This is a genomic window from Nocardia sp. NPDC087230 (assembly GCF_044744725.1).
GTDB classification, from domain to species: Bacteria; Actinomycetota; Actinomycetes; order Mycobacteriales; family Mycobacteriaceae; genus Nocardia; species Nocardia canadensis.
Window position 1 is genome coordinate 55834 of the sequence record NZ_JBIUYV010000018.1, and the last position, 9781, is coordinate 65614.

Genomic DNA, 9781 nt, shown 5'->3' on the forward strand with positions numbered 1-9781 from the left:
TGAACATCGACCACGGCATGGTGAGCCCCGATAATTGGGGGCATCGAATTTCCGACACCGCATGGCACAACGGCAATTTCGCGGTGAGGATGGCGGAGTGTCACAGACCCCGATCTCGCTGCGCGACCTGCCCCGACTACCCCTGCGCCGGCTCGGCGAGCTGGGCACACTGCTGCGCCCGGGCACCCAGAGTTCCCCGCTGCGGGAATTCGGCGAGCGGTTCGTCGTCGATCCGCCGGGATTTCCCACGATGCTGGTCACCCACGAACCCGGCGATGTGCGCGCGCTGTTCGCCAATCACGACGACTTCTCCATCGGTCAGGTGCTGAGCCGCTTCTCGAGTCACGACGTGATGTTCGGCAAGCAGACGATGATCTTCCTCGACGGTAACGAGCACCGTCGCGAGCGCAAGCATTTCGCGCCGCCGTTCCAAACCGCCGCACTGCGTTCCTACGAGGACCTGATGGTCGAGGTGGTCGAACGAGAACTGCCGAAGTGGCCGGTGGGTGAGTCCTTCGAATTCCTGACCGCCGGCTACGACCTCGCCATCGGCGTGCTGCTCGGTGTCGTCTTCGGCGAGGTCGCGCCCGAGCGCCGGGACCGGCTGAAGAACGCGGTCGGCGCGTGGTTCGGCGAGATCGAGAGCCGCGGATTCCTCGCCGTCACCCTGATCACCCCGTTCCTCGGCGGCCTGACCATCCCCTATCCGCCGCTGCGCCGTGCCCAGCGCGAGGTCGACGCCGTCATCGTCGAGGAGATCACCGCCCGCCGGGCCGCCCCCGAGCGCGCGACCGAGCGCCGCGACGTGCTCTCGCGCTACATCGGCACCGATCTCGACCAGCACGACGATCCCGCGCTGGCCCGCAATATGCGCGGAATCCTGCTGGGCGCCTACGAGACCACCGCCATCACCCTCGGCTGGATCGCCGCCATGCTGGCCGCCCATCCCGGCGCCATGGCCGAGGTCGACACCGCTGTCGACACCGGTGACGGCGCGCGCCTGGACGCCTACCTCGACGCGGTGGTCGCCGAAGTCATGCGCCTGCGTCCCGTCTCGCCGTTCACCGGCCGACGGGCGTTGCGCGACACCGAGATCAACGGCATCACCATCCCGCAGGGCGCGATCGTCATCGTGCCGATCCTGCTGATCCACGAATCCGAGCACCACTACCCGGACCCGATGACCTTCCGCCCCGAGCGCTTCCTCGACCAGCGGCCGAGCACCAGCACCTGGCTCACCTTCGGCGCGGGCGCGCACCGCTGCCTCGGTGCGCAGTTCGCCCTGGCCGAGGCGCGCATCCTGTTCCGCACAGTGCTCGAACATCGCCGCATCGCCCCGATCGAGGGCCCCATCGAGCCGCCGCGGCGCTATCACACCGGTTTGAGTCCGGCCGACAACGCGCGCATCACCCTGCTGCCCCGCTGACGAGAGCGACGGCCGGCCACAGTAGTGTTGCCGGAAGTGTGCTGGCCGTTCATCGGCGGCGGCGATCTCCGAGGAAGGGACTGTTGTGAACCGCACCCTGCTCGCCACTTCCGTGCTCGCCTTCGCGCTCCTCGGGGCCGGTTGCTCGCGCGCGTCCGACCCGGTGCCGACCAGCACGACGACCCCACCCACCACCACCCCCACCGGCTCCACCAGCACCGTCCCGCTGCCGACCGGCAACCACCGAGAGGGCGATTCCTACGATCCGACCGACCCGAACAGCGTGTGCTTCGGCGCCAAGCCCGACCTGCCCCGCCCGTACCCCGGCTGCCCCGGCTACGACCCGGGCCAGCCGCACGGATAGCCGATTCGTCGCCCGCCGGACAGCCCTGGCGACTCCGTAGGATCGGTGCGGTGTCATCAGCTCCGCAGTTCCGTTTTCGACGTTCCCGACGCGCTCCGGCGCGGATCGTGCCGAAACCGGCCGTACCGACGGCGCGGGCGATCGTCGATTGCGGTGTCTATGTGGACGGGCGGCGCCTGCCCGGTCGGTGCACCCCGGCCGCGGCGCTGGCGGAGGTACGGCGTCGAGGCGAGGGGTTCGTCTGGGTGGGGTTGTTCGAACCCGATGCCCGGCAGATGAGTGAGATCGCGGGGACGTTCGGTCTGCACTCGCTGGCGGTCGAGGACGCGGTGAGGGGCAACCAGCGGCCGAAGCTGGAGCGCTACGACGACACGTTGGTCACGGTGATGCGCACGGTCGCCTATGTCGAGCACGACATGGCGACGGTGAGCGAGATCGTGCAGACCGGGGAGATCATGGTGTTCACCGCACCCGATTTCGTGGTCGCGGTCCGGCGCGGTGAACATTCCGGGCTCGCCGATGTCCGGCAGCGGCTGGAAACGGACCCGCAGCGTCTCGCGCGGGGGTCGGGTGCGGTGCTGCACGCGATCACCGATCACGTGGTCGACTCCTACATCGCCGTCGCCCAGTCGGTGGAATACGACGTCGACCAGATCGAGGAGGAGTTGTTCACCCCGCGCAGCCGGTTGCCGATCGAATCGATCTATCAGCTCAAGCGCGAGATCGTGGAATTGCGGCGGGCGGTGAGCCCCTTGGGGCAACCGTTGCAGCTGCTGACCCGCCCCGAGGCGCCGTTGCCGAAGGAGATTCGCCGCTACCTGCGCGACGTGGCCGATCACCACACCGGTGTCACCGAGCGGATCAACGACCTCGACGAGTCGCTGACCGCGTTGGTGAACGCGGCGGTGGCCAAGATCGCCGTCCAGCAGAACGCCGACATGCGCCGGATCTCGGCGTTCGTGGCGATCCTGGCGGTGCCCACGATGATCGCCGGCATCTACGGAATGAACTTCGACTACATGCCGGAGCTGAAACAGGGCTGGGGCTATCCCGTGGTCTTGGCCACCATGGCGATCGTGTGCTCGGCACTGGTAGTGGTGTTCCGCCGGATCAGGTGGCTCTGACGGGACTACGAGTCGCCGAGTTCGACCGATTCTTCGCCGAGCACGTCGAGAGCGGGCGGCGTCCGGCGCCGACGCGGCTCGAGCTGTCGCTGTCGGCCGGGGCCGAAACCACGGCGCGTGAGCTCGCCGCGCGGGAATCGAGCTGCTGCTCGTTCTTCGTGTTCACCTTCGACGGCGACGCGATCATGCGGATCGAGGTTCCCGCCCGCTCAGGTCGCGGTGCTGGACGCCCTGGCCGCGCGCGTCGATCTCGCCATCGAGTCGCGCTCCGACAGGTGACGAGTTCGCGCACGGGTACGACGGCGAACGTCGACACCTGAGCCTCGGCCGGGCCGATCGCCTCCTCGCGGTGTCAGCGGCGGTGTCAGGCCGACGTCAGCTCGGTATCAGGCGGTCCGGCGACAGTTGTGCACATCGAACACACCGACCGGCATCGTTTCGATCGGCGCCACCACCGATTTCGAGGAGCACCCGACATGTCCATCATCACGCTGACCGACCAGGACAACAGCACCCTGCGCACCGCGGCCTACGGCGCCGTGTCGCTGCTGGCGGCCGCGGGCGCGCCGCACAAGGCGATCTCGCACGGCACGATCGCACTCACCTCGGCGACCGGACTGGTCGGGCATGTGCTCGCGGCCAAGTCCGCAGACATTCACCTGCACGGCAAGTCCGTCGCCGAACTCGCCGACCAGGTGCTGCCGAGCCTCACGGCGGCCATGCGCCTGCTCGGCGCGCACCACCCGGCCGAAGCCGAGAACTTCCGCGACACCGTGCTGACCGCGACCGAATCCGCCACCCAGTTCACCAACCGCCGGCCCAGCCCTGCCGTGACCGCGATGCTCCACAAGATCACCGCCGCCCTCGACGCGGCCTGACCCCGCCGAGGCCAGATCGGCCCTGCCCGGCGAAGCGCCCACCTGGCAGATTGCCTGCGGGCGCTTCGCCCATTGCCGTCGGGCGGTCAGGTGGTGACGTCCCGCGACATCGAACCGGCTGAGGAGACCGCGGCGGTGTCCCGGCTCGACCCGATCCACCGCCCCTCGGCCCCACCCGCGAGAGACTCACGTCGGGTTGATCCGAAATGGCTCGAGAACCGTCGTGACCAGCGTCAACGCGACGCTCACCGCATGATCGGCGCCCCCATCGGCCAGGCCGAGTAGCGGATCCAGCCCCTGGACGTGCGGGGCCAGGGCCAGATGCGGAAGCATCAGCAGCAGCAGCGCCAGCAGGGCATCGATGTCGGCATCACGGCGGATCACCCCGGTGTCCACCGCGCGTTCGATGAGGGGACGCAGGACCGCCAGGTAATGCCGGTTGACGGCCTCACGAACCGCCGTACGGGCGACCGGGTCGGGTTCGAGGTTGGTGGCGGCGGTCATGGCTCGCTCGAGCGGATGCCCGTAGAAGTACCGCACCCAGGTCTCCACCAGCTTCTCGAACGAGCCGACGAAATCGGTGTCCCATGGCAGTTCGGCCGCGGCCGCCTCGATGGTCGAGCGGATCCGTTCACTGGACTGTTCGGCCAGGTAGACATACATGTCCGCCTTGTCGGTGAAGTACTGGAACAGGCTGCCCTTGGCGACGCCCGCCTCCCGGCAGATCGTGTTGAGACTGCCGCCGCTGAACCCCCGCGCGGCGAACTCGGCCTCGGCGGCCGCCACCACCGCGGCGCGGCGGGCGGGCGCGAGCCGGTCCCATGTCCCTGTCGGCATCACTGATCTCCTCTGCCCGCGGGCTCTTGACGGTGCGACCACTCGATCGTACAGTGACCAGTGGTCATATGACCACTGGTCACAAAGGAGTGTGCAACATGTTCGACCCCTCCAAGGGCGCCCGGGTGTGCGTGATCGGTGCGGGCTCGGCCGGCATCGCCGCGGTGAAGGTGCTGGCCGAACGCGGCCTGGACGTGGACTGTTACGAGCTGTCCGACCGGGTCGGCGGCAACTGGGTGTGGGGCAACAGCAACGGCGTCTCGGCGGCGTACAAGTCACTGCACATCAACACCTCGCGGCAACGGATGGAGTTCAGCGACTTCCCGATGCCCGCTCACCTGCCCGACTTCGCCCGCCACGATCAGATCGCGCAGTACTTCGCCGACTACGTCACGCATTTCGGATTCGGCGAGCGGATCCGGTTCCGCACCGGCGTCACCCATGTCGCCCCACAAACCGACGGCACCTTCGACGTCACCCTGTCGACCGGCGAGATCGTCTGCTACGACGCGGTTCTCGTCGCCAACGGCCACCACTGGGATCCTCGCCTGCCCGAGCCGATGTTTCCCGGCGCGAGTGAATTCCGCGGACAGATCATGCACTCCCACGCATATACCGACGAAGCGCAGCTGGCAGGCAAGCGCGTCGTCGTACTCGGCATGGGTAACTCGGCGATGGATATCGCCGTCGACGCCTCGTATCACGCGGCACAGACCTATCTCTCGGCCCGCAGCGGCGTCCACGTCATCCCGAAATACGTCTGGGGGCGACCCTATGACCAGATCGGCGGAGCGGAATGGATCCCCTCCTTCCTGCGCTGGCCCTTGGCCCGGCGACTGATGGCCGCGGCCACCGGACCGATGACGCGATACGGCCTGCCCGCACCGGATCACAAATTCGCCCAGGCACATCCGACGATGTCGAGCCGCATCCTGGATCGGCTGGCGCACGGCGCGATCACACCGGTACCCACCATCGACCGGTTCGACGGCGACGAGGTCGTCTTCGCCGACGGCCGCCGCGTCGCCGCGGATCTGGTGGTGTTCTGCACCGGCTACAAGATCAGCTTCCCGTTCTTCGACCCCGGTTTCCTCGACCCCTCCGGCGACAACCGGATCGGCCTGTACCGCAGGCTCTTCCATCCGGACGTCCCCGGTCTGTACTTCCTCGGCCTGATCCAGCCGTTGGGCGCCATCATGCCGATCGCCGAACGCCAGGCCCATCTCGTGGCCGATCACCTGCACGGCGTCTACCACCTGCCCGACCGCCGGGCGATGGAGCGGGAGATCACCGCGCATCGTCGGGGACTGGAACGTCGCTATGTGGCGTCCAAGCGGCACACCATCCAGGTCGATTTCGACGATTACATGCGCGATCTGCGCCTGGAGCGCCGCCGCGGCGCCGCCCGCCCCGCCGGGATGTCGAGTGCCGATTACCCGACCGCGTCCGTGTCGGCGCGCCGCGAACGCGAGCTCGAGGTGACGCCGCGATGAGCAGCGAAATCCTGCGATTTCCCTCCGTGGCCGGCGAACGCTGCGCCGCGACGCTGTACCTGCCCGAGGGCGAGCGGCCGCCCGTGATCGTGATGGCGCACGGCCTCGGCGCGGTCCGGGCAATGGGTCTGGCCGCCTATGCCGAACGGTTCACGGCCGCGGGCTACGCGTGTCTGGTGTTCGACTACCGGTATTTCGGCGACAGCGACGGCACACCCCGGCACCTGCTCTCGACCACCGAACAACGCGCCGACTGGGCCGCCGCACTCACCTTCGCACGGCAGCTGCCTCAGGTGGACGGTGAGCGAATCATCGCCTGGGGCACCTCCTTCGGCGGCGGGCATGTCATCTACACCGCCGCGCAACGTCCCCCCGGTCTCGTGGCCGCGATCGCGCAGTGCCCGTTCACCGACGGCGTGGCCTCCACCCTGGCGGTCCCTGTGATCAGCTCGGTGAAGGCGACCGTCGCCTGGCTGCGCGATGTCGTCGGCACCCGACTCGGACGCGCGCCACACATGATCGCCACCGCCGGGCCCGTCCACAGCACGGCGCTGATGAGCGCTCCCGACGCCGAACCCGGCTATCTGGGCCTGGTCCCGCCCGGCATGGACTTCCGTAACGAGGTCGCCGCGCGCGTGGTGCTCGATATCCTCACCGACCGGCCCGGTCGTCTCACCCCCGATGTCCAGGTCCCGATCCTGTTCTCGGTGTGCGAGACCGACTCGGTCGCCCCGGCCGGGCCCACTCTGCGCTACGCCGCCCGCGCGCCTCGAGGCGAAATCCGCACCTATCGGGACGGACACTTCGACATCTACCGCGGTGCGGCCTTCGATCGCGTCGTCGCCGATCAGCTCGACTTCCTGCGGCGGCATGTGCCGACGGCCCCGCTCGGCGAAGGAGTATCCCTTCCCTAGCCGGACCCATCGTGCGGGCACACTGAGGGGGATGAGATCCGAGGTGACCACCCGCCGCACGCGACCGCGCAATCGTCGCACGATCATCCTCGCCGCCGCGTTCGACGCGTTCGCGCACGACGGGTATCACGACACGTCGATGGCGATGGTCGCCGCGCGGGTGGGCATTTCTCCCGGCGCGCTCTACCGGCACTTCGACAGCAAGCAGCATCTGCTCGGACAGTGTCTGCTCGCCGGATTGGACGACGCGCTGGCCCGGCTCGAGGGTGCCTACCGGCGGTGCCCCGCCGGTGACACGGTGGTCGTCGAACTGGTCCAGGTGGCGCTGGACCGGCGTGGCCTGCCCCGGCTGTGGCAGCTCGAGTTCCGCCATCTGCACCCGACCGACCGGATCGCGGTGCTCCTGCGGGCCGCCCGGATCACGGAGTTCCTGCGCCGGACCCTGCGGGCGCAACGACCGGATCTGCGGCCCGCCGACGTGGAACTGCTGAGCTGGGCGGCCTTCTCGGTCGCGGCGAGCCCGGCCTATCACCGGCTCGAGCTGCCCCCGCCGGTCGCGGCGCGAATTCTCGTCGCGACCGTGCGGGCGGTTCTGGCCGTGGAGCTCCCCGCGTCCGGGGCAGGCGCGGCGCACGTTCGCGCGCACTGGGCGGCCAGCGACCGTCCCGGACTCGACCGCACGGTGCGTCGCGAACGCCTGCTCGCCGCGGCCGCGCACCTGTTCACCGCCCGCGGCTACCCCGGGGTGAGCATCGACGACATCGGTGCGGCCGTCGGCATCACCGGCCCCGCCGTCTATCACTACTTCGACAGCAAGGCTCAGCTGCTCGACGAGATCGTGCGCCGACACGACGAGTGGGTGCACCTGCTGGTCTCGCGCGCGCTGTCGCACGGCCGCGATCCCGGGGAAGCGCTGCGGACCCTGACCCGCAACTTCGCCCGGTTCGGCGTCGACGAACCCGACCTGCTCGCCATCACGGTCAGCCAGACCCGGTATCTGCCGACGGCGGCCGAACGCCGGTACCGGCAGGTGCGTCAGGACGGGATCGGCCGCTGGGCCCGGATGCTGCGGACCCAGCGTCCGGAAGTGGCACCACCGGTGGCGCGCATGCTCATCCGCGCGGCGACCACGGTGGTCATCGAAGCGGTCCGCAACCCACGGCTGGCCGCGCGCCCGGATCTGGTCGACGTCCTGGTCACGGTGGCCGAACGGATCCAGGCCGTCCCGCTCGACCTCACCCGGCCCCGATAGTGATTCACGCCACTCCCGGGCCCTGTCCTCCCGGCCATCGACGGCCGATCACCAGCCGCTGGACCCGGCCACCTCGCCCGACCTCGTTTTAGGCTCCGTTCACTTATCGTTGCCGACCGCCGAGCCGTGCCGCACAGTGTGCCGCGGGAGCCGCACCGCCGCTCCCCTGTTCCCCCGGACGCGGCGCGTCCCCGGCCCACCGAGAAGGCAACGTTCGTGAGTCATTACAAGAGCAACGTGCGAGACCTCGAGTTCAACCTGTTCGAGGTGTACGGACTCGACACCATCCTCGCCGCAGGCACTTTCGGTGATATGGATGCCGACACCGCGCGCTCGGTGCTCAGCGAGGCGGCCCGGCTCGCCGAGGGCCCGGTCGCGGCACCGTACGCCGACGCCGACCGCAACCCGCCCACGTTCGACCCGGCCACACACACGGTCTCGCTGCCGGAATCGTTCAAGCGCGCCGTCCGCGCCTGGTACGACGCGGAGTGGTGGCGGCTGGGTAAGGCCGAGTCGCTCGGCGGCGTCGCCGCCCCGGCCATCCTGGAATGGGCGGTCACCGAGTTCGTCCTCGGCGCCCAGCCTGCCGCGCACATGTACAGCATGGGTCCGGTGATGGCCGACATCCTCGACCGCGTCGGCAACGACCTGCAACGCGAATGGGCCCGCATCATCGTCGAGCGCGGCTGGGGCGCCACCATGGTGCTGACCGAACCCGACGCAGGCTCCGACGTCGGCGCGGGCCGCACCAAGGCGATCGCGCAGGAGGACGGCTCCTGGCACATCGACGGTGTGAAGCGGTTCATCACCTCCGCCGACTCCGACGATCTGTTCGGCAACATCGTGCACCTGGTGCTCGCCCGTCCGGAAGGCGCCGGCCCCGGCACCAAGGGCCTGTCGCTGTTCTTCGTGCCGAAGTTCCATTTCGACTCCGCCACCGGCGAACTCGGCGACCGCAACGGCGTGTTCGTCACCAACGTCGAGCACAAGATGGGTCTGAAGGCCTCGGCCACCTGTGAGCTCACCTTCGGCGGCCACGGCGTGCCCGCCAAGGGCTGGCTCGTCGGTGACGCGCACAACGGCATCGCGCAGATGTTCGAGGTCATCGAGAACGCTCGCATGATGGTCGGCACCAAGGCCATCGCGACGCTGTCGACGGGGTACCTCAACGCCCTCGAGTACGCCAAGACCCGCGTCCAGGGCGCCGACCTGACCCGGATGGCCGACAAGACCGCGCCCCGCGTCACGATCCTGCACCACCCCGACGTGCGCCGTTCGCTGCTCATGCAGAAGGCCTACGCCGAGGGCCTGCGTTCGGTGTACCTGTTCACCGCCGCGCATCAGGATCCCGAAGTCGCCCAGCACGTTTCGGGCGCCGACGCCGAACTGGCCGCGCGGGTGAACGACCTGCTGCTGCCGATCGTCAAGGGTGTCGGCTCCGAGCGCGCCTACCAGTACCTGACCGACTCGCTGCAGACCTTCGGTGGCTCCGG

General features: G+C 69.1%; 10 protein-coding genes. 9 read left to right on the forward strand and 1 reads right to left on the reverse strand.

Translation table 11 applies throughout. The annotated features are described in order from the left end of the window. Window positions 1–97 precede the first annotated feature (97 nt). The 5 genes from ACIO52_RS31735 to ACIO52_RS31755 all read left to right on the forward strand — a co-directional run bounded on the left by ACIO52_RS31735 (window position 98) and on the right by ACIO52_RS31755 (window position 3792). Entirely contained in the window at window positions 98–1426 is a 1329-nt protein-coding gene (locus ACIO52_RS31735) for a cytochrome P450 (RefSeq protein ID WP_402649027.1), read from the forward strand. A gap of 85 nt (window positions 1427–1511) precedes the next feature. Further along, the gene (locus ACIO52_RS31740) at window positions 1512–1790 is read left to right on the forward strand and encodes a hypothetical protein (RefSeq protein WP_402649030.1); all 279 of its coding nucleotides are present in this window, start codon (window positions 1512–1514) and stop codon (window positions 1788–1790) included. A gap of 50 nt (window positions 1791–1840) precedes the next feature. Then, the gene (locus ACIO52_RS31745; RefSeq protein ID WP_402649033.1) at window positions 1841–2914 is read left to right on the forward strand and encodes a magnesium and cobalt transport protein CorA; all 1074 of its coding nucleotides are present in this window, start codon (window positions 1841–1843) and stop codon (window positions 2912–2914) included. Then, window positions 2905–3234 carry a hypothetical protein gene (locus ACIO52_RS31750; protein ID WP_402649036.1) on the forward strand — a complete coding sequence of 110 codons (330 nt, stop codon included), beginning with the start codon at window positions 2905–2907 and terminating at the stop codon, window positions 3232–3234. The genes ACIO52_RS31745 and ACIO52_RS31750 overlap by 10 nt, the downstream gene beginning before the upstream one ends. A gap of 156 nt (window positions 3235–3390) precedes the next feature. Beyond that, window positions 3391–3792, forward strand: a complete 402-nt coding sequence (locus ACIO52_RS31755) for a hypothetical protein (RefSeq protein ID WP_402649039.1) — start codon at window positions 3391–3393, stop codon at window positions 3790–3792. A 186-nt stretch (window positions 3793–3978) separates the two neighbouring features. Here the strand turns inward: ACIO52_RS31755 and ACIO52_RS31760 are convergent, their stop codons facing one another. Next, window positions 3979–4629 carry a TetR/AcrR family transcriptional regulator gene (locus ACIO52_RS31760; protein WP_218717805.1) on the reverse strand — a complete coding sequence of 217 codons (651 nt, stop codon included), beginning with the start codon at window positions 4627–4629 and terminating at the stop codon, window positions 3979–3981. 98 nt (window positions 4630–4727) lie between these two features. Between ACIO52_RS31760 and ACIO52_RS31765 the strand changes: the two genes are divergently transcribed. The 4 genes from ACIO52_RS31765 to ACIO52_RS31780 all read left to right on the forward strand — a co-directional run. After that, window positions 4728–6122, forward strand: a complete 1395-nt coding sequence (locus ACIO52_RS31765) for an NAD(P)/FAD-dependent oxidoreductase (RefSeq protein ID WP_218717804.1) — start codon at window positions 4728–4730, stop codon at window positions 6120–6122. After that, entirely contained in the window at window positions 6119–7036 is a 918-nt protein-coding gene (locus ACIO52_RS31770) for an alpha/beta hydrolase (protein ID WP_402649042.1), read from the forward strand. Before ACIO52_RS31765 ends, ACIO52_RS31770 begins: the two co-directional genes overlap by 4 nt. Before the next feature lie 31 nt (window positions 7037–7067). Continuing rightward, window positions 7068–8288 carry a TetR/AcrR family transcriptional regulator gene (locus tag ACIO52_RS31775; RefSeq protein ID WP_402649045.1) on the forward strand — a complete coding sequence of 407 codons (1221 nt, stop codon included), beginning with the start codon at window positions 7068–7070 and terminating at the stop codon, window positions 8286–8288. A 216-nt stretch (window positions 8289–8504) separates the two neighbouring features. Beyond that, on the forward strand, window positions 8505–9781 hold a 1277-nt coding region (locus ACIO52_RS31780), incomplete at its 3' end, for an acyl-CoA dehydrogenase family protein (protein ID WP_218717801.1).